This is a genomic window from Pyrococcus horikoshii OT3 (assembly GCF_000011105.1).
GTDB classification, from domain to species: Archaea; Methanobacteriota_B; Thermococci; order Thermococcales; family Thermococcaceae; genus Pyrococcus; species Pyrococcus horikoshii.
The window spans coordinates 1,373,223-1,394,238 of the sequence record NC_000961.1 but is presented as its reverse complement, the minus strand read 5'-3'; the positions used below and the strand labels follow the sequence as shown (position 1 = coordinate 1,394,238).

Here is a 21,016-nt window from a genome sequence, read left to right as displayed (position 1 = left end):
ATGGCCGAGGCTAAGGATTTATTTAAGGAATTCAAAGTTCAGAGTGTCAGTGAGTTCTTTAGAAGAAACGCTGCAATGTTAGGATATACGGGCAAGATAAGGTCACTAACGACTATAATTCATGAAGCGGTGACGAATTCCTTAGATGCATGTGAAGAAGCGGGAATCCTTCCAACGATTAGGGTTGAAATAGAGGAACTTGGAAAAGAGCACTATAAGGTGATAGTCGAAGATAACGGCCCAGGAATACCTGAAGAGTACATACCCCATGTATTTGGAAAGATGCTTGCCGGAACGAAGGCCCACAGAAACATCCAGAGTAGGGGCCAGCAGGGAATAGGTATCAGTGGGGCCGTAATGTTCGCTCAGATAACGACAGGGAAACCTACTAGGGTAATAACATCGACTGGAGGAGAAATTGTCGAGGCTTGGGTAAAGATAGATGTGCAAAAAAACGAAGGAAAGATCGTGAAAAAGGTGAAGCATCCAAATCCTAAGGGGTGGAGAGGAACTAGGATTGAAATGGAGGTTAAAGACGTAAAGTACGTTCGCTCTAGGCAGGGTGTTTATTGGTACCTTAAGCTAACGGCCATAGCGAATCCTCACGCCTACATAGAACTTGTGGAACCTGATGGAAAGCTCGTAGTATTCCCACGTTCTAGCGAGGAAATTCCGAAACCTCCCGTTGAAATGAAGCCTCACCCTAAGGGTGTGATGGTTGATGACGTGTATACAATGGCCCATAGAAGTAAGAGATCAAGCGTTAAACGATTCTTAGTTTCCGAGTTTTCCAGGATCAGTGAAAAGAAAATCGAGGAGCTCATAAAGTACGTAGCTGCCATAAGATTACTGAAGTCGGAGCAAAATGAGGAGATTAAAGAAAAGCTTCGGGAGAAGCTAATTAATGGGGATGTTGATTCAGTGCTTAGGTCTTTTGGAAGAAAGTGGAAGAAGGAAGTTGAAAAAGTTGCTAAAATAATGGAGAAACCTCCAGAAAAACTTACCTGGCAGGAGGCTGAAGAAATAGTCGAGGCATTTAAATTGATGAAATTCCTGGCTCCTCCTACACATGGCCTTAGGCCAATAGGGGAAGAGAATATAAAGAGGGGACTAACGGGAATTTTAAAACCTGAGTTTGTAACCGCTGTGACGAGGTCACCGAAGGTTTACGCTGGTGGCATCCCATTCCAAGTTGAAGTCGGGTTAGCCTATGGTGGGCAAATTTCAGGATCCGAGATCTTGAGGTATGCAAACAGGGTTCCCTTACTTTTTGACGCCGGTTCGTGTGTCATAACCTCAGCAGTTAGGAGCATTGATTGGAAAAGGTATAAGATAGATTCCTTTGATTCTGCCCCTCTAGTTGTTTTGGTGAACGTCATTAGCGTTCACGTTCCCTATACGAGTACTGGAAAGCAGAGTATAGCAGATATAGAGGAAATATATAATGAAATAAGATTGGCCTTAATGGATGCAGCCAGGAAACTGGCCCTATATCTTGGAGGGAAGTATAGGAGAATGTACCAGATTAAAAGAAGAAAAACGCTTGAGAAGTACTTACCCGAGATAGCTAGATCCCTTCACATTCTCACGGGAGAGCCAGAAGAAAAGATTAGAGAATACTTCCTAAAGCTGATAGAGAGCAAAATTGAGGTTGAGGAGGTGGAAAGCGTTGAAGTTGAAGAGGCAGAAGCCTAAAGAAAAGTTTTCTTATGATCCTCAAAAGGTCCTTAAAAAGCTTGAAGATCTCGCCTGGAAAATACTCGAAGAGGCTAAATCAGGAAAGAATCCTTACTTTGATGTTCCAACTAGAGGATTAAATAACGTCTATTTTGATGAAGAATCAAGGTTAATTAGACTTGGAGATAGACTCTCAAGGAGATACTTCCTCAACGTTGCGCATGCTAGAAAATTCATGCAGACCCTGATACTCATGGCATATATAAAGAGGCTAGTGAGCGAAGGAAAACATGCAAGCTTAAGAGAAGCTTACTATGCCAACAAGCACACCGTTCCAGGAACGAGGGAAAATACGTTTGAAGATCAGAGCGAGAGCGATCCAATAATAGAAGATCTAGAAAGGATGCTTGGAGTTCTAAGGGAAGAAATGCATATTACCGCTGATAGAAGGGGATACATTTATGGTGATATAGTGATTAAGGATGGAGAAGATGAGTTCAATGCATCAAAGCTTGGAACAGGAGGATGGGCCGTTCCTGGGACAGTGGAACATATTCAATTCCCGGAGATAAATGTTGATTACGTTCTTGTAGTTGAGACCGCTGCAATGGCCGATCGTTTAATAGAAGAGAAGTACCCTAAGAGGGAAAACTGTCTGATCGTTGCAACTCAGGGACAGGCTTCGAGAGGTGTGAGGAGACTTATCCATAGACTTCACTATGAGGAAGGTTTACCCATAATAGTATTCACGGATGGAGATCCTTATGGATGGTACATATATTCAACGATAAAGAGGGGTTCAATTAATTTGGCATACCTAAGCGAAAAGCTGGCGACCCCAGATGCTAAGTTCGTTGGAATGACCATGGATGATATTAAGGAGTATAATCTTGAGAATGTAACTGAGAAGCTTAAGGGAATTCCCCCGGATAAGAAGGGAGGCCCCACCGGGGACTATAAGAGGTTAATAGAGGAACTTAACTATCCATGGTTCCAGGATAAGGAGTGGCAGAGGCAACTCAAGTTAGCCCTAAAATGGGGAGTCAGAATAGAACAACAAGCCCTCGCTAATAAATCCCTCGAATTTGTTGCTAAGGAGTATTTACCCGAGAAGATTAGGGAGGGTAAGCTACTCCCGTGATGAACCATGCCTACTACTGAGGAGCTCATAGCTAGGATAAACAAAATCCTTGATGATATATCAATAGACATCCCTGGGTTATTTGAGGATCTTGACATTCCAAAAATATTTTTAACGCTAAAGGATCAATTAGAATCTTTAAAAGAGCTAGAAGAAGAGTTAGAAAGAAGAGTTGGCGAGTTAGGGCCGACTCCTATAATTAAAGAGAAGAGAAGTAAGGATCCTCACCTATCTTGGATATATAGGAAGAGACACTACAGGATCTTAACTCTTGAGAGACTCCGATCTGCAATAACAGCTCACAGGATAGCCCTGGCAATATTAAATGCTAACTATACTTTAAAAAAAGGTAAATCGGAGATATCTCCGGAATCTTTAAAGAAAAGTGACCTTGGAAAGGTTAAGGTCATAGAAAAAGAACTTCAACTTGGTAGGGTTGAGATCTTACCTTATCTTGCATATTCTGGTGATGTTCTTAAACTCCTGGGTCAGAGGGGAATAGAAGTTAGGGAAAGCTTTAAGGATATAAAGAGCAGGCTTAGAGAAGAGGGTGTAGTTAGAAAGGAGAGATTTAGGATCGAGGTTGAGTACTGGGAAGAGGGAAAGCTTAAGAAAGAAAAGTTAGATCTCCCAATAGATGCTGATATAGAGGAAGAGCTCAGAAAAAGATTTGGAAAAAGATTTAGGTGGAGAGTTCTGAGTTACATAAAGACATTAGGAGTTTTGATAAATAATCATTATACCGTTGATAATCTAGCCCTCGCCTATGCAACATATGATCCAAAAAGGGGGAGTGAGTTACTAGCTTTGGACTTGTTTAGATATTACTTCCTTACATCTGAGAAGGAGAGAGAAACAACTTTACTTTATCCTGGTTTGAGGTCATGTATAGACTGTCATTACTCCCTTTTTGACATCCCCTTTAAGAATAGGAAAGATTTCAAGATCGGCTTTGGTAGTATGCTACTAATAAGGAAATGTGAAATCGAAAGGCTATTATCTAAAAAGAGGACAGAAATTGCAAGGTTACCTAACTACATTTTAGGTGGAGTAATACTTTATGGAATCTCACCTTTCAGTGAAGATGAGGTCTCTAAGATCTTGGGAATAGATCTAGAGGAATTAAAAGAGGGAATTAGAAAGTTCATTGTGTCTGGACTTTATAAGGTCGTATTCTCAGAATCTGCCTTAAAGAAGTTTGAGAAATTCATGCCAAGGAGTGAGAAAGCTAAGAAGTTCCTTGAGCTTCTTCAAGGGTGAGGGTGATGAGGGTTGAAATAAAGGGGAGGAATGTGAGGGAGCTTTTGAAGAGGATAGATGAAGTACTAAATGAGGATGTGACTGAGGTGTACATTAACTTGAGGCCAACGAAGGAGATAATCGTCAGGATCCTTGAGAACTCTCCAAACGTTAAGGTTATTGGTTGTCCTCCGAGCTTATACCCCAAGGTATCTAAAAAGGTTATGAGGGCCCTTGAGCAGATGGGGATTAAGATCATCCCGGTAGAAAAAGGTAGGGGTAGGCCCAAAAAGTATTCTACCAGAACTTTAGAGGTAATAAATGAGATGCTTAGAAGTGGAAAGACCCCAAGGGAGATAAGTAAAACGCTCGGGATACCCATAAGAACCCTCTATTATCTAATAGCAAATATGAAGAGGGAGGTAGAAAAAGTTGAATAGTAACAATATAATAAAATTTTCAATCTTCATAGTCTTTCTCGGGTTGTTAACGGCCCTTTATTATCGAAGGGTAGATCATATTTATAGGACATCTGCGGCCCTTCTCGGCCTTTCCCTTCCTCTTTGGGTTCCTAAAGTTTATAATCCTTCAGAAGGTATCGTGAGAAAAGTTCTTAGTCCTATATATGACGATAGGGTTATGATTGTCTTCTCTATATTCATAGCAGTTCATGTTTCTCTCGTTAACGTTCCATTTACAACGGTGGATCTGTTCCATAAAGAATGGAGAGATGCAGATGTAATAAGCCATTTTTTGGGAGGTATGACTATTTGGATGATAATTGCTAGCGTTCTTCGAGAGTTTAAGCTCAATTGGAGAAAACTTATTTTCTATTCTATATTATTGTTCTATACCTTAGCGATAGGGTGGGAGATCCTAGAAAAATTAAGCGAAAGTCAGATCTCTTTTATAGCTGAAACTTTGCAGAACAAAATTAGGGATGTAATCTCGGATTCGTTGGGGATGCTCCTTGGAATAATTATAGAAAAAGAAAGGATCACCTCTTACCAGCAATCCTAACGTTCTCAAACTTTATGTATGGTGCGACAACTGTGAACATCGCGGGCATGGCTCTCTGCTCTTTGCTAACTTCACTAGCCTGCTTAAGGAGCTCATAGATATTACTTGCTACTAGGAATACCGTTGAACCAGCAATTTCTCCATCCTCGATAAGATAAGCTGGATTTGCAGATATTGCAAAGTTTCCATTGTCAGGATTACTCGAATGGGCCCCTTGAACTCCTTCAACTAGGTAGCCGTGTTTAATATCCTGTATCATTTCCTCCAATGATCTTTTCCCATTTTCTATGACCGCCGAGTTAAGCCCTATCGTAACTCCTCCACCTCTCCAATCTCTCTGCCCATGTCCAGTGCTTTCAGTCCCATAGACTTTGGCCCAGTAATTATCCCATATAAATCCCTTGAATACTCCATTTTCAATTAGCATAGTCTTCCTAGTTGGAACCCCTTCTCCATCTGCTATAGCTTTAACAACGCTTAACTCGTGGAATGTATCATCGTAAATCGTTATAACATCGCTTGCAATTTTTTCTCCTACCTTATCGGCTAAAGGTGTCGTCTTCTTAATTAGCCTTTCACCGCTGAATGCTGGGAAGAGGGCATAGTGAAATAGCCCCGAGATTGCCCAGGGACTAAATATTACTGGGGCTTCTTCATTTTTGGCTTCCTTTACCTTATATGCCCATTTGACCCTTTCAATTCCTCTATTTACAATACTTTCGACATCTAAATTGAGATTATCTTTGATGTCGAATTCGAAGATCCCTGGGGTTACGACCCCTTCCTTTTTACCAACGAATTCAAAGAATACATGTGCATGTCCATATTCTTGTGTTACATTAACTCCGTGAGAATTAGCTATGCTAAACTCACTCCAGGAGGCACCAGCACTTCCTCCTGCAACGGTAACGTTTGGATCGGACTCTCTAGCAAGCTGAATCCCCTTAATTACCATACTTGCTAGGGTTTCAGTTGAGGCTTCCTTAAGTTCTTCATTTACTTTTGGTTTTTCACGGTATTTTCCTGGTTCTGGAAGGGATTTCCACTTATCATCTGGATTATTAAGCCTTGCCATCTTAGCAGCTTCCTCTATGGCTTTCTTCACGTCCTCTTTAGAGTCGTTATCAACTATCGAGATTCCTATTCTGTTATCCTTGATCCCTCTAACTATGGTAATCGTGCTCATTCTCGTTGTTCCCATAGATATTTCGTTTAGCTCAACCTCAAGGCCGATTTCTCTAGCCCTATAAGTTACTATCTCAAGCTCATCGAAGAATCTCTCCCCATATTTTATTAGTTCTTCCATTTTTCTCACCTCATCCTATAATAATTCCACCCTCAAATCTCATATGAGGGCCACCTGAACTAACGAATGCTGTTTGTCCCTTTCCACAGAAGCCTACCTCAATCCCAAAGTCTTTTCCAACAGCAGTTATTTTCTTTAGAGCTTCAATCGCGACTCCCGTAATTGAGGTATCCCTTATTGGCTCAGCTATCTCGCCATTTCTAATCACGTATCCTTCCTGGATTCCAACTTGGAACGCAGAGTTAAGCTGGGCTTGTCCTCCTCTGAAGTCAACAAGGTAGTAACCGAACTTTATATCCTCTATCATCTCTTCGAAGCTCCAGTCTCCAGGCTCGAAGACAGTATTCCTCATCCTTATTATCGGAGGATAACGATAGTCTTGGGCCCTCGCATGCCCATTAGGTTCCATGTTAAACTTAGTTGCATATTCCCTGTTGAGCATTATCTCCTTTAAGATTCCGTTCTCGATGATGTGAATATCCCTCACCGGAACGCCCTCATCATCATACTTATCGTTTCCAAAGCCTCCCTCCACGTGACGCTCGCTCATTGTAACGTACTCTGGAGCGATCTGCTTCCCTAAGAGATCTTTGAACGGGGAGTTCATAGTTAGGTCGGCCTCGGCTAGGTGGCCGAGGGCTTCATGCGCTATTATTCCAACTATTATTGGCCCAGCGACAACCGGGAACTCACCCCTCTTAGGTGTTATGCCCTTTAGCTGTGAGTGAAGCTTTCTTAGTATTCTATCCCTTACTTTCTCATTTGGCTCCTTCTCCGTCATAAGCTCCCAGCCGTAATCTACAGCTCCTATGGTATCCCTGGCCATAGCTAACTTTCCATCCTCCTTTCCCGTAACGTAAACTCCCTGCCAGAGGTAATTGTAATCCCATTCTATTTTTGTTCCTTCGTTGGTCAAGAGAATCTTTTGACCTCCGCCATCCTCATATCTTATGTTAACGCTCTTCACAGCTTTGTCCTCTTTTAGAAGGTTTTCAAGTTCTTTTAGATGGTTAATCTTCTCCTCTATATCAACTTCTCTGGGTTTGATCTTCATCTTGCTCTTAACAAAATCTTCTACAGGTTTTATTTCAGCTAGCTTAATTTTTTCCTTCTTAGTTTCTGATGCAACTTTTGCTAGCTTATACGCCTCTTTTATGGCCTCTTCTACTTTATCTAATTCACTCGTGGATGAAAAGCCCCAGGCTCCATTGACCAGAACTCTAATGGCAACTCCCCTGTTTAGTTTTTCAGTAAAGTTAACGAATACCCCATCCTTTAGGTTAAGTGCAGTTCTCTTTATGTCTTCGTACCTTAGCTCTATGTATTCTGCCTTAATATTCTCTTCGGCCCAACGGAGTGCTTTTTCGAGAGCTTCCATAGGAACCACCGTCGCTTATATTTGTTCAATCTTGTATATAAAAGTCTTTTGAGCATTTAGATAAGCATCGAATTGATGAAAAAGATTTTTGCTTAGCTACCTTTAAAAGGCTTCTAAGGTAAACTTTGCTAAAGAGTTGGTGGGTATGATATTTGAGGTAATAAATCTTGGAATGAGAGGCATAATTTGGGGATTCTCCTTTTATAAGTGGCTTAGGAGAAAGGAAGATTTCATGTTACTATTAAGTATTACCTTCTGGTTTGATCTTTTAGGTGGCTTATCGCAAAAGCAACTTCTTATTCATTTTGGAGTAGAGCCAAATCCTACTGCATTAACTCCCTTGATGAGTACTTTTGCATTAACTGAAGGTATTCTCCTACTTGTGGCATCTATGGATGTAACTGGAAGGGCTAGAGATCTAAAGATTATAATACTTTTCATAATTGCCTCACATTTTGGTTTGACCTACATCTTAATATGCACTTTAATAAATGCCCCAACTAGAATTTTAATAACTTACCCGGTTCTTTTTTTGGGATTCTCCCTTATTTTAGCTGGGTATGTTTTACTAAGGCATGAAATATCCATAAAAAATGTTTCGGCACTTTTTCCACTTGGGATGATTCTCCTTGGCTTAATAGACATTACATATCCAGTAACCGTGAACATGTCAATAGCACCTTACTTATACTTTGCTGGTGGGGTATTTAGAGGCATGATACTGGTAGGAATATTCAAATATGCCCTGTTTGAAGTTAGTTCCCCAAGAGTTATAGGGGAGGGAATTAATATCCTTCCTGGAGGCTACTATTTAGAAGATAGGGAGGTATTTCACGATATCCTCAAAAGGATGGAATCCCTAGGAAATGGAGTTCTCATTACTAGGCATCTACCTAAAGATTCCTTTTCCTTCCCTATATTCTGGTTGACCAAGGTTGTTTCCGGCCCTATTAAGGATAATATTATTGCAATTTCTCCTACTGACTTGGGGATATTGCTCGACCTCGTTAGAAGACATCTAGAAAGGGGGCATACCGTAGTTGTGATAGACGGCTTTGAGTATATAGTAATTGAGAATGGATTTGAAACTGCAATGAAGTTCTTGCTCTCTTTAAAAGATACTGCTATCAAGTATAGAGCCCGTTTAATACTTGTAACGAGTTCCCAGGCCTACTCTCAAAATCAGTGGAAAATAATTGCAAGAGAGTTTGAGAACTTAAAAAACATACTAGCTCAATAAATCGATATCCTCTTTACCCCCTCCAACTTTGAAAGTTCATTTATTAAGTCTCCTGGGATTGGCTTCTCGGTAATTATCGTAAGTGTAGCCTCTGGATAAAGTTCAGGATCTTCAGCTATCGCTTGCACTATGTTTATTCCCCTATCAGCTATCTTCTGAGCTACCCTAGCAAGTATCCCTATCGCTCTAGGTTCGGGCTCTATCTCTATTACCCCATAACCAACATGTCTCCCAACGTACTTCATGTGTACGGTGGGTTCTAAGTTCATGTAAATATCTCTTAACTCTGGCGTTTTAAGGATCATTGCAACGGTCTCCTTAACAACCCTCCTATCAACGTTGAGGGCTTTAGCTATTTTTGTGTAGGGAACTTCGATTTCTCCCGCCTTAATCTTCATATCTTCAGATACCCTGAGCCCATACCTAAGCAATGTTTTTGCGATAAGCTTCCTTACTGGGTACTCGTCAAAATAGTGCTCGATCCTTCCCCACATGGCCCATCACCGCCATTAAAGTTCAACGTTCCACTATTAGGTTCATTGATATTAAAATGTTTCCATGATCTCAACCATACCTAATAGGCTAAAATTATTTGTGCTCTCGCGGAAGGTATATAAGAGTCTTGACTTACTTAAGGTGGAGGTGAGAAGATGGCATTCGTTCCACCACAAGCAGGGTACGATAGGGCTATTACCGTGTTTAGTCCAGATGGGAGATTGTTCCAGGTTAACTATGCAAGGGAAGCGGTAAAAAGAGGAGCTACCGCTGTTGGTGTTAAGTGCAATGAAGGTGTTGTTTTAGCCGTTGAAAAGAGGATCACAAGTAGATTGATAGAACCCGAAAGCTATGAGAAAATCTTTCAAATTGACGATCATATAGCGGCTGCTTCGAGTGGTATAATTGCGGATGCTAGGGTTCTTGTAAATAGGGCGAGACTTGAGGCCCAGATTCACAGACTCACGTATGGTGAGCCTGCTCCGTTAGCTGTGATAGTGAAGAAGATATGTGACTTGAAACAAATGCATACCCAATATGGTGGGGTTAGGCCTTTTGGTGCTGCTCTACTTATGGCTGGAGTTAATGAAAAGCCTGAACTTTATGAAACAGATCCTAGTGGCGCTTATTTTGCGTGGAAGGCCGTGGCAATAGGAAGTGGAAGAAATACAGCAATGGCCATATTTGAGGAAAAGTACAAGGATGATATGAGTCTAGAGGAAGCGATAAAGTTGGCCATTTTTGCTCTAGCTAAGACGATGGAGAAACCGAGTGCGGAGAATATCGAAGTTGCGATAATAACCGTGAAGGACAAGAAGTTTAGGAAGCTATCAAGGGAGGAGATAGAGAAATATCTAAATGAGGTAATGAAAGAAGTTGAGGAGGAAGAGGTTAAGGAAAAGGAGGAGGATTATTCAGAGCTCGATAGCCACTACTGAATTTTTCCTTTTTGTGGGGGTGAAACCATGCCCATTAGTGTTGACAAGGCCGTAATTGCTAGATTAAAAATTCAAGGAGAGACTTTTGAAATATTAGTTGATCCATATCTTGCAAGAGACTTCAAGGAGGGTAAAAACGTTCCAATAGAGGAGATACTTGCAACACCATATGTGTTTAAGGATGCTCATAAGGGGGATAAGGCCAGCGAGAAGGAAATGGAGAAGATATTTGGTACGAGTGATCCCTATGAAGTTGCTAAGATAATATTAAAGAAGGGAGAAGTTCAACTTACGGCTCAACAGAGAAGGGAAATGCTTGAAGAGAAGAAGAGGCAGATAGCGACGATAATTCATAAGCATGCTGTCGATCCAAGAACGGGATATCCTCACCCTGTGGATAGGATACTAAGGGCTATGGAAGAGGTTGGAGTTAGAGTTGACATCTTCAAGGATGCTGAAGCTCAGGTTCAAGACGTTATAAAGGCACTAAGGAGGGTGCTCCCTCTAAGAATTGAAATGAAAGTGATAGCAGTTAAGATTCCTGGGGAGTACGTTGGGAGATCCTATGGAGAAGTGAGGAAATTTGGGAGAATTAAGAAAGAAGAGTGGGGAAGCGATGGCTCGTGGATGTTCCTGATAGAGATTCCGGGAGGAGTTGAGGAAGAGTTTTATGAAAAATTAAATGCCCTAACTAAGGGTAATGCCCAAACTAAACTAATAGAGAGGAAGGGCTTATGAAGAGGATTTTTGTTCAAAATAGGGAGTTAGTAGTCCCAGGAACGCTTTTAGCCCAGGGTCCCTACAAGAACGGAAGGGGAACATTCAGGGAGGGTTCCAGGATATATTCGACGGTTATAGGTCTTGTTGATATAAAGGGAAACACAATTAGAGTTATACCCCTTGAAGGGCCGTACATACCTGAAGTCGGAGATAACGTGATAGGAAAAATTGTTGATGTTAAGTTCTCCAGTTGGGTTGTTGATATCGGGGCCCCTTATTTGGCAAACCTAAAGATCCAGGACTTCACGGATGAAAAGATAGATCTCCTTAGAACTGATCTCAGGAAGTTCTTTGACATAGGGGATATCATCTATGGGAAGGTTAAGGCTATAACCGAGGTAAACAATATAGACCTTACAACTAAGGGAATGCCATTCAATGGTGGGCCATTAAAAGGCGGTCAGATAGTTAAGATAACCCCCTCGAGGGTTCCAAGGGTAATTGGAAGAGGGGGTTCTATGATAAACATGATTAAGAAGCTTACCATGACCAGGATAATCGTTGGTCAAAATGGATGGATATGGGTCAATGGAAAAAATGAAGCCCTTGAAAAACTTGCAATAGAAGCAATACTTAAGATAGATAGGGAAAGCCATACTAAGGGATTAACGGACAGAATCAAATCCCTCCTCTTATCTAGACTTCAAGAGTTAAAGGAGAAGGGGGTTATTGAAGAGATTCCTGAATTAGAGGAGGAACCACAAGAGGAAACTGAGGTGAATAATAATGATGGAGAAACCAGAAGGACTTAAATTGATTGATGAAAATGGTAGAAGGATAGATGGGAGAAAGAAGTATGAGCTTAGGCCAATCAAGATGAAGGTTGGAGTTTTGAAGAATGCAAATGGTTCCGCATATATAGAGTGGGGGAGGAACAAGATTATCGCCGCTGTATATGGTCCGAGGGAATTGCACTCAAAACACTTACAAAGACCTGATAGGGCTATTCTTAGAGTCAGATATAATATGGCCCCTTTTAGCGTGGAGGAGAGGAAGAAACCTGGCCCTGATAGGAGAAGCATTGAGATAAGTAAGGTGATTAAGGGGGCTTTAGAGCCAGCCTTGATCTTGGAGATGTTTCCCAGGACGAGTATAGATGTTTTTATTGAAGTCCTCCAAGCAGATGCAGGAACTAGGGTTGCAGGAATAACGGCCGCTTCTCTAGCTTTGGCTGATGCGGGTATTCCTATGAGAGATTTAGTTGCAGCGTGTGCGGCCGGTAAAATAGAAGGGGAGATCGTTCTAGATCTTAATAAGGAGGAGGATAACTATGGAGAAGCAGATGTACCAGTCGCTATAATGCCCCTTAAAAATGACATAACCCTTCTTCAGATGGATGGCTACTTAACCAAGGAAGAGTTTATTGAAGCTGTAAGGTTGGCAATAAAGGGTGCAAAGGCCGTTTATCAAAAGCAGAGGGAAGCCCTCAAGGAAAAGTACCTTAAGATAGCCCAGGAGGTTGAGGAAAGTGAGTGATAATGAGATCGTTGCTGGGATAATGAGGGATCATATAATCAACTTATTGAAAGAGGGGAAAAGAATAGATGATAGAGGGTTTGAAGATTATAGACCAATTGAAATCGAGGTAGGAATAATAGAAAAAGCAGAGGGTTCAGCTCTCGTTAAGCTTGGTAGTACTCAGGTTTTAGTTGGAATAAAGACTACACTTGGAGAACCATTCCCAGATACCCCTAATATGGGTGTAATGACGACAAATGTTGAACTCGTACCATTGGCTTCTCCAACCTTTGAGCCTGGTCCACCGGATGAGAGAGCTATAGAGTTGGCAAGAGTTACTGATAGAGGAATCCGAGAGAGTAGGGCCTTGAACTTAGAAAAGATGGTAATAGTTCCAGGGAAAATCGTTAGGGTAGTGTTTATAGATGTCCATGTGCTTGATCATGATGGGAATTTAATGGATGCAATAGGTATAGCCTCCATAGCTGCCCTATTAAACGCGAAAGTTCCCAAAGTGGAGTACAATGAAGAGACTGGTGAGGTCGAAATTTTAGAAGAAAAGGAACCATTACCAGTTGAAAGGATACCAATTCCCGTGACCTTCGCTAAGATAGGTAACATTTTGGTAGTTGATCCTAGCTTGGAGGAAGAATTGGTGATGGATGGTAGGCTTACGGTAACTACCGATGAAACAGGCCATATATCAGCAGTACAGAAGGGTGAAGGTGGGGCTTTTAAGCTAGAGGAAGTTATGTACGCGGTAGAAACAGCCTTTAAAAAAGCTGAAGAAATAAGGAAAATTGTGTTAGAAGCGATAAAAAAGTCTGGGGAGTAATATTTACCTAATTTTCCTATGTATTTTTCTCCGAAAGATTTATATACTAACTTCCTTTTCCATCTCTCGGTGCCCCGGTAGCCTAGCCTGGTGGGGCGGGGGACTTGTAATCCCCAGGTCGCGGGTTCAAATCCCGCCCGGGGCTCCAGCGGGGCCGTAGGGTAGCTTGGCCCATCCTGCGGGCTTTGGGAGCCCGTGACCCGGGTTCAAATCCCGGCGGCCCCACCAATTTTGTGTAGTAAACCTCTTAAACTATGTACTAATTTTAGCTATGTGGGGCTAGAAAATGTACATGGATCATTTTCCAACATTTGGCGGATACATCTTTAGCATGGCTACGTATTACTCGTTAATCCCCCTAACCCTTCTGATAGCTTTGAGAGCTAAATGGGATTACATTATGAGGCATTATTGGAGATCAGTTGCTAGGGGATTTATAATAGCAATTCTAATAGCACTTCCAGTAACTTCTATACTTCAATTCAAACTTACCGGAGATTACCTCTATGTATATTCTTTAACAAAGACTGGAGTTTGCATAACATCTTCCTGTCTAATAAGCAGAATGAAGGAAAATGAATACTACAAATTTAATGTTACAGGATTGCAGAAGTATGGGATTCCAAACCTTGGGATTATGCAAGCCTATAGATTAGTCGATAAGAAATTCAACAAGTTGAAATGGAGATATGATGTCGTTAATGCCGTTGTTATCATTAGAAGTCTCTTTCCCCTTCCAATAACTGAAGTTTGGAGCTATGAGGTAGATCCCAAAGAGAGTCATAAAATAATCGGGCTAAGAAAGTTCTACGTTTATTATCCATACAATCCAGGAACTTTACTCAGTAGGGCATATGACTTTGAGTTTACGATGTTCTTGTGGGGAAGCGGAGGAGGGGTAGCATGATGTGAGTACCGAAAACCTTATATATCATCTGTATTCGAAGAATCTTCGGCGGTGCCCCGGTGGCTCAGCCTGGTAGAGCGGCCGCTTGGTAAGCGGCAGGTCCCGGGTTCAAAGCCCGGCCGGGGCTCCATTCTAATAAATCTTTCGCAAGTAATATAAGCACAGAGTAAAGCTTATATATCAGAATCAAAAGGCGGAGTGTAGATGATGTTCATCTTAAAAAACTTTTGGGGGGCAATTCTCCGTGTCGGGGAAAAATGAGTTTAATATATTTAAACATGTATTGGTACCAGAACACAGGATACTAAGTGAGGAAGAGAAAAAAGCCCTATTGGAAAAGTATAAAATTACCCCCGCTCAACTTCCGCAAATTAGAGCTAGCGATCCAGCTGTTAAGGCTTTAGGAGCGAAGCCTGGGGATATTATTGAGATTAAAAGAAGAAGTCCAACTGCAGGGGTTTATTACTATTATAGAGTAGTTGTTGAGGATTAAAATTTTGGGGTGAGAATATGAGAGGTCCAACTGTTGTAGAGGTTACTCCCGACGACCTTTGGATTGTTATGGAGAGCTACTGGGAAGAAAAGGGACTTGTAAGGCAGCATCTTGATTCTTACAATGCTTTCATCGAGAGGGGTCTCCAGGAAGTTGTCGACGAATTTGGAGGAATAAAACCAGATATTCCCGATTTTGAAGTTAAGTTTGGAAAAATTAGAGTAGGAGAGCCCGAGTTTCAAGAGCCTCATGGTCAGAGAAAACCACTTTATCCAATGGATGCAAGGATTAGGAACTTAACTTACTCGGCCCCACTATACCTGGAAATGATCCCCGTGATAAGGGGGATTGAACAGGATCCCGTTGAGGTTAGAATAGGTGAACTTCCAATAATGCTTAAGTCTAAGGCTTGTAGGCTCTATGGCCTTAGTGATGAGGAACTAATAAAGCTTGGGGAAGATCCTAAGGATCCTGGTGGTTACTTCATAATAAATGGTTCCGAAAGAGTGATAGTTTCTATAGAGGATATAGCCCCCAATAGAACGCTAGTTGAGAAAGATGAGAGGCAAGAAAAGTATATAGCAAAAGTTTTCTCGTATAGGCATGGTTACAGGGCCCTCGTAACCGTTGAAAGAAAGAAAGATGGAATCCTTTATGTAGGGATTCCAAACGTTCCTAGACCTGTGAAGTTTGTCTATGTTATGAGAGCTCTAGGACTTGAAAGGGATAAGGATATAGTCGATGCAGTTGGAAACGATCCCGAGGTTCAACAGATATTATTCGATAACCTAGAGGATGCTAGTGATATAACAACACAACAGGAAGCGCTAGAATATATTGGAAAGCTTGTTGCTCCTGGTCAAGCTAGAGAATACAGGCTAAAGAGGGCTGAGTACGTTATAGATAATAACCTCCTTCCTCACATGGGAGTTACTCCCGAGGACAGGATAAGAAAGGCTTACTATCTTGGAATGATGGCACTGAAAGTAATAGAGCTATCCCTCGGAAAGAGAGATGAGGATGATAAGGATCACTATGCGAACAAGAGGTTAAGGCTGGCAGGAGATCTTCTAAAAGATCTCTTTAGAGTTGCATTCAGTCAGTTAATTAAGGATATACAGTATCAGATGACTAAGACATATCAAAGAAGGGGAGAGAAATATGTGTTTAGTAACATCCACAGATTCATAAGGAACTCGATTAGACCTGATGTTCTCACCGAGAGGATTGAGCACGCCTTAGCAACTGGAGCTTGGCCAGGAGGAAGGACGGGTGTAAGCCAGCTTTTAGACAGAACAAACTACGTTTCAACATTGTCTCACCTTAGGAGGGTTACATCTCCCCTTGACAGAGAACAACCCCACTTCGAGGCTAGAGATCTACACGGGACTCATTGGGGTAGAATATGTCCTACTGAGACACCTGAAGGTCCAAATTGTGGATTGGTTAAGAATTTAGCCTTGATGGCCCAGATAACAACAGCAGTCCCAGAAGAGGAAGTTAGGGAGTACCTGATGTCCCTGGGAATAGTTCCAATAGAAGTGAGAAGACCGAGTCCTGAGCTTTGGAGAGTCTATTTGAATGGAGTTCTAATTGGTACCGTTGAGGATGGTAAAGCCCTTGTTGAAAGGATAAAGAAAGACAGAAGAAGTGGAAAGATAAGTGACATAATAAACGTAGCCTACTATGAGGATGTTAAAGAGGTTTACGTTAACAGCGATGATGGTAGAGTTAGGAGGCCTCTGATTATTGTTGAAAATGGTGTTCCTAAGCTAACTAAGGAGCACGTGCAAGCCATTAAGGAAGGAAGGCTTAAGTGGAGTGATCTAGTCAGAATGGGCGTCATCGAGTACCTAGATGCTGAAGAAGAGGAAAATGCCTACGTTGCCATGTGGCCATGGGAAGTTACCAAGGAGCACACCCACTTGGAGCTAATGCCGGCCGCTATTCTAGGATTACCTGCGTCTTTGATTCCATACCCAGAGCACAATGCTGCTCCGAGGAATACCTATGGTGCAGGTATGGCCAAGCAGAGCCTTGGTTTAGGGTGGGCTAACTTTAGAATAAGGGTAGATACCAGAGGTCACCTACTTCACTATCCGCAAATTCCACTTGTTAACTCGAGGATAATGAAAGCTGTCGGTTATGAAGACAGGCCTGCTGGTCAGAACTTCGTAGTCGCAGTTTTAGCTTACCACGGTTATAACATGGAAGATGCAATTATAATAAATAAAGCCTCCATAGAGAGAGGACTGGCAAGGTCTACATTCTTCAGAACATACGAGGCCGAGGAAAAGAAGTATCTTGGTGGTCAGACAGATAGATTTGAAATTCCCGCTCCTACCGTAAGGGGATATAGGGGAGAGAAGTACTATAGACACCTGGATGAGGATGGCCTAATATTCCCCGAGTCAAAGGTTGAGGGTAAGGATGTCCTGATAGGAAGGACATCCCCGCCGAGGTTCCTTGAAGAGAGAGGGTTAGGGGCCGTGAGCCTACAAGAAAGGAGAGAAACGAGCGTTGCTGTAAGACCTAGTGAAAAGGGAATCGTTGACAAGGTAATAATTACCGAGACGGGGGATGGAACTAAGCTCGTCAAGGTCACCGTTAGAGACCTTAGAATACCGGAGATCGGTGATAAATTCGCTTCAAGACACGGTCAGAAAGGTGTCATAGGATTAATCGTTCCCCAGGAAGATATGCCCTGGACTGAGAGTGGAATAGTTCCTGACCTAATAGTCAATCCTCACGGTATTCCATCGAGAATGACAGTTGGTCAGTTGCTTGAAGCCATAGGGGGCAAGGTTGCAGCCCTGAAGGGAAGGAGAGTTGATGGTACTGCATTCATTGGAGAGCCCGAAGAAAAGCTAAGGAAGGAGCTCGAGGAGCTTGGCTTTAAGCACACTGGAAGGGAGATAATGTACGATGGTATAACAGGTAAGAGGTTTGAGGCCGACATATTCATTGGAATAATCTACTACCAGAGATTGCACCACATGGTTGCCGATAAGATACACGCCCGTTCAAGAGGTCCAGTTCAGGTTCTCACTAAGCAACCAACAGAGGGTAGGGCTAGAGAAGGAGGTCTGAGGTTTGGTGAAATGGAGAGAGATGTCCTCGTTGGTCATGGAGCTGCGATGCTACTCATTGAGAGATTGCTTGAAGAAAGCGATAAAACTGAGGTATGGGTCTGTGAAAACTGTGGTCACATAGCTATAGAGGATAAGAGGAGACATAAGGTCTATTGCCCAGTTTGTGGAGAGGAGGAAAGGATTAGCAAAGTTGAAATGAGTTATGCATTTAAGCTTCTCCTGGATGAGCTTAAGGCTATGGTGATTAGACCTAAGTTAAACCTCACGGAGAGGGTGTGAGCCATGCACTCAGTTAAGAAGGTTATAGGTAGTATTGAATTTGGAATACTTTCCCCTCAAGAAATTAGGAAAATGAGTGCCGTTGAGGTTACCGTTCCAGACACCTACGATGATGACGGTTATCCAATTGAAGGCGGAGTAATGGATAAGAGAATGGGTGTCATTGACCCAGGATTAAGGTGTGAAACCTGTGGAGCTAAAGCTGGGGAATGTCCTGGTCATTTTGGTCATATCGAGCTTGCAAGGCCCGTAATTCATGTAGGGTTTGCTAAGACGATTCATAGGATCCTCGAGAGTACCTGTCGTGAGTGCGGGAGGATAAAGCTCACAGACGAGGAAATAGAAGAGTACATGAAGAAACTTGAGCTAGCTAAGAATAGGAGAAGTGAGGTCAACAAGATACTTAAGGAGATTCATAAGAAGGCTAGGGAGAGAATGGTATGCCCCCATTGTGGTGCTCCACAGTATCCAATAAAGTTTGAGAAGCCAACCATATATTGGGAGCTCAGGAAGGATGAGCAGGGGAATGAATACAAGCATAGAATGATGCCCACTGAGATTAGGGATAGGCTTGAAAAGATTCCGGATAAGGATCTTCCTCTCCTTGGCCTTCATCCAGAGAAGTCAAGACCTGAATGGATGGTTCTTACAGTTCTTCCAGTTCCTCCTGTTACAGTAAGACCTTCCATAACGCTAGAAACTGGAATCAGGGCCGAGGATGACCTTACGCACAAGCTTGTTGACATAATAAGGATAAACAATAGATTAAGGCAAAATATAGAAGCCGGGGCTCCCCAACTTATCATTGAGGACCTCTGGGATCTTCTCCAGTATCACGTTACAACGTACATAAACAATGAAACCTCTGGAGTTCCTCCAGCTAAGCATAAGAGTGGTAGGCCTCTCAAGACCCTAGCTCAGAGGCTTAAAGGAAAGGAAGGAAGATTTAGAGGTAACCTTAGTGGTAAGAGAGTTAACTTTTCAGCTAGAACTGTGATAAGCCCTGATCCAATGATAAGTATCAATGAAGTTGGTGTTCCAATACAAATAGCAATGGAACTCACGGTTCCTGAGAAGGTTACGGAATTCAACATTGAAAAGCTGAGAAAGATGGTTCTGAATGGTCCCGATAAGTATCCTGGGGCCAACTATGTAATCGATCCAGAGGGAAGAAGGATAAGGATAATGGAGAGCAACAAAGAAAATCTAGCCAAGATGATAGACATTGGCTGGACTGTTGAGAGACATTTGGTTGATGGAGATATAGTGTTATTCAACAGACAACCCTCACTCCACAGAATGTCCATCATGGCCCACAGAGTTAGGGTAATGCCCTACAAAACATTCAGACTTAACCTAGCGGTGTGTCCACCTTATAATGCTGATTTCGATGGAGATGAGATGAACCTTCACGTTCCGCAGACCGAGGAAGCTCAGGCCGAAGCTAAGATCCTAATGGAGGTTCAGAACCATATAATCTCCCCAAGGTACGGTGGGCCGATCATCGGTGGTATTCAGGATCACATCTCGGGAGGTTACCTGCTAACTAGGGAGGGAGCTTACTTTACCAGGGAAGAAGTTGAGCAAATGCTAATGTTCGCAGGGGTTGACATAAAAGAATTGCCTGAGCCTGACAAGTATGAGAATGGAAAGCCCTTATGGAGCGGTAAGACGATATTCTCGCTACTTCTTCCTGATGACCTTACCGTTTGGTATAGGAATAAGCTCTGTGATGAAGAGGAGAAATGTGAGGCATTAGAAAAGCTAATTGAAGAAAAGCTCATACCAGATCCGGAAGAAGTTAGAAAGCTAGCCTATGATGGCTTCGTCTACATCCAAAACGGTAAGCTACTAAGTGGTGCGATTGATAAGAAAGCTTATGGAAGGGAAGATGGTATAATACTCGATTTGATCGTTAGAGAGTATGGAGTTGAGAGGGCTAGACAGTTCCTGGATCAGGTTACTAAGCTTACAATATGGGTTATTACTCACAAGGGCTTCACAACTGGAATAGATGACGAAGATCTTCCTGAGGAGGCTAGAGATAGAATTAGAGAAATTATAAGGGAAGCTGAAGAAAGAGTTCAAAGATTAATAGAAGCTTACAAGAGAGGAGAACTTGAGCCCCTCCCAGGAAAGTCCCTAGAAGAAACATTAGAGAGTAAGATCATGGCCGTCTTAGCTGAAGCTAGAGATAACGCAGGTTCCGTAGCTGAGAAGTATCTCGGTATGAATAATCATGCAGTAATAATGGCGAAGACTGGAGCTAGAGGTAAGATACTTAACATAACTCAGATGGCAGCTTTGCTTGGTCAACAGTCGATTAGAGGGAGAAGACTTTACAGAGGTTTCAAGGGGAGGGTTCTCAGTCACTTTAAGCCGGGAGATTTAGGGGCTAGAGCAAAAGGTTTCGTCGTAAATTCCTATAAGAGCGGCCTAAGTCCCCAGGAATACTTCTTCCATGCAATGGGTGGTAGAGAGGGTCTCGTAGATACTGCTGTTAGAACTGCTCAGAGTGGTTATATGCAGAGGAGACTCATCAATGCTCTCCAGGATCTTAAGGTTGACTATGATGGGACGGTAAGGGATCCAACAGGAGTAATAGTTCAGTTCCGCTATGGAGAGGATGGAGTTGATCCAATGAAGAGTTGGGGTGGAAAGACCGTTGATGTTGATAGGGTTATTGTGAGAACCTTAATCAAGATGAGATCCAACGGAAAGAAGTGAGGTGATGGTTT

Annotated in this window: 18 protein-coding genes and 3 tRNA genes; 18 read left to right on the top strand and 3 right to left on the bottom strand. The window is 42.3% G+C overall.

Annotated elements, in window-relative coordinates; genetic code table 11:
* Genes top6B through PH_RS07385 form a run of 5 tightly spaced genes read left to right on the top strand, consistent with a single transcriptional unit; the run spans window position 1 to window position 5,077 of the window.
* Entirely contained in the window at window positions 1-1,695 is a 1,695-nt protein-coding gene (gene top6B / locus PH_RS07405) for a DNA topoisomerase VI subunit B (protein ID WP_010885642.1), read from the top strand.
* The gene (locus tag PH_RS07400) at window positions 1,670-2,818 is read left to right on the top strand and encodes a DNA topoisomerase IV subunit A (protein ID WP_048053428.1); all 1,149 of its coding nucleotides are present in this window, start codon (window positions 1,670-1,672) and stop codon (window positions 2,816-2,818) included. Before top6B ends, PH_RS07400 begins: the two co-directional genes overlap by 26 nt.
* A 6-nt stretch (window positions 2,819-2,824) precedes the next feature.
* Window positions 2,825-4,078, top strand: coding sequence for a DUF530 family protein (locus tag PH_RS07395; RefSeq protein ID WP_010885640.1), 1,254 nt, complete (start codon window positions 2,825-2,827; stop codon window positions 4,076-4,078).
* A 5-nt stretch (window positions 4,079-4,083) separates the two neighbouring features.
* Complete coding sequence (locus PH_RS07390) at window positions 4,084-4,497, top strand: DUF1699 family protein (RefSeq protein ID WP_048053427.1); 414 nt, start codon at window positions 4,084-4,086, stop codon at window positions 4,495-4,497.
* Window positions 4,490-5,077, top strand: a complete 588-nt coding sequence (locus tag PH_RS07385) for a hypothetical protein (protein WP_048053426.1) — start codon at window positions 4,490-4,492, stop codon at window positions 5,075-5,077. Before PH_RS07390 ends, PH_RS07385 begins: the two co-directional genes overlap by 8 nt.
* Here PH_RS07385 and PH_RS07380 read toward each other — a convergent pair.
* A complete protein-coding gene (locus PH_RS07380) occupies window positions 5,055-6,383 on the bottom strand; it encodes a TldD/PmbA family protein (protein WP_048053425.1) in 1,329 nt (442 codons plus the stop codon). The genes PH_RS07385 and PH_RS07380 overlap by 23 nt on opposite strands.
* 10 nt (window positions 6,384-6,393) lie before the next feature.
* Window positions 6,394-7,761: a TldD/PmbA family protein gene (locus tag PH_RS07375; RefSeq protein WP_048053424.1), complete on the bottom strand. Its 1,368-nt coding sequence runs from the start codon at window positions 7,759-7,761 to the stop codon at window positions 6,394-6,396.
* Window positions 7,762-7,906: 145 nt separating this feature from the next.
* On the opposite strand from PH_RS07375, the gene PH_RS07370 reads away from it, so the two are divergent.
* Window positions 7,907-9,001: a DUF835 domain-containing protein gene (locus PH_RS07370; RefSeq protein ID WP_231833734.1), complete on the top strand. Its 1,095-nt coding sequence runs from the start codon at window positions 7,907-7,909 to the stop codon at window positions 8,999-9,001.
* Here the strand turns inward: PH_RS07370 and PH_RS07365 are convergent.
* Window positions 8,995-9,495 (bottom strand): ACT domain-containing protein, encoded by a 501-nt coding sequence (locus tag PH_RS07365; protein WP_010885633.1) that lies wholly within the window; start codon window positions 9,493-9,495, stop codon window positions 8,995-8,997. The two genes, PH_RS07370 and PH_RS07365, sit on opposite strands and share 7 nt — an antisense overlap.
* 156 nt (window positions 9,496-9,651) lie before the next feature.
* Between PH_RS07365 and psmA the strand changes: the two genes are divergently transcribed.
* From psmA to PH_RS07305, 12 genes are all read left to right on the top strand, one after another.
* Complete coding sequence (gene psmA / locus PH_RS07360; RefSeq protein ID WP_010885632.1) at window positions 9,652-10,434, top strand: archaeal proteasome endopeptidase complex subunit alpha; 783 nt, start codon at window positions 9,652-9,654, stop codon at window positions 10,432-10,434.
* 27 nt (window positions 10,435-10,461) lie between these two features.
* Entirely contained in the window at window positions 10,462-11,172 is a 711-nt protein-coding gene (locus tag PH_RS07355; protein WP_010885631.1) for a ribosome assembly factor SBDS, read from the top strand.
* Complete coding sequence (rrp4, locus tag PH_RS07350; protein ID WP_010885630.1) at window positions 11,169-11,966, top strand: exosome complex RNA-binding protein Rrp4; 798 nt, start codon at window positions 11,169-11,171, stop codon at window positions 11,964-11,966. Before PH_RS07355 ends, rrp4 begins: the two co-directional genes overlap by 4 nt.
* Window positions 11,941-12,690, top strand: coding sequence for an exosome complex exonuclease Rrp41 (rrp41, locus tag PH_RS07345; RefSeq protein ID WP_010885629.1), 750 nt, complete (start codon window positions 11,941-11,943; stop codon window positions 12,688-12,690). Before rrp4 ends, rrp41 begins: the two co-directional genes overlap by 26 nt.
* Window positions 12,683-13,507: an exosome complex protein Rrp42 gene (gene rrp42, locus PH_RS07340; protein WP_010885628.1), complete on the top strand. Its 825-nt coding sequence runs from the start codon at window positions 12,683-12,685 to the stop codon at window positions 13,505-13,507. Before rrp41 ends, rrp42 begins: the two co-directional genes overlap by 8 nt.
* Window positions 13,508-13,578: 71 nt before the next feature.
* Window positions 13,579-13,655 (top strand) — tRNA-Thr (locus PH_RS07335).
* Between the two features lie 2 nt (window positions 13,656-13,657).
* A tRNA-Pro gene (locus tag PH_RS07330) sits at window positions 13,658-13,735 on the top strand.
* 58 nt (window positions 13,736-13,793) lie between these two features.
* Window positions 13,794-14,414: a hypothetical protein gene (locus tag PH_RS07325; protein WP_010885627.1), complete on the top strand. Its 621-nt coding sequence runs from the start codon at window positions 13,794-13,796 to the stop codon at window positions 14,412-14,414.
* 53 nt (window positions 14,415-14,467) lie between these two features.
* Window positions 14,468-14,544, top strand: a tRNA-Thr gene (locus PH_RS07320).
* 114 nt (window positions 14,545-14,658) lie between these two features.
* Entirely contained in the window at window positions 14,659-14,907 is a 249-nt protein-coding gene (locus tag PH_RS07315) for a DNA-directed RNA polymerase subunit H (RefSeq protein ID WP_010885626.1), read from the top strand.
* 17 nt (window positions 14,908-14,924) lie between these two features.
* A complete protein-coding gene (locus tag PH_RS07310) occupies window positions 14,925-18,278 on the top strand; it encodes a DNA-directed RNA polymerase subunit B (RefSeq protein ID WP_010885625.1) in 3,354 nt (1,117 codons plus the stop codon).
* Window positions 18,279-18,281: 3 nt separating this feature from the next.
* Entirely contained in the window at window positions 18,282-21,005 is a 2,724-nt protein-coding gene (locus PH_RS07305) for a DNA-directed RNA polymerase subunit A' (RefSeq protein WP_010885624.1), read from the top strand.
* Window positions 21,006-21,016 lie beyond the last annotated feature (11 nt).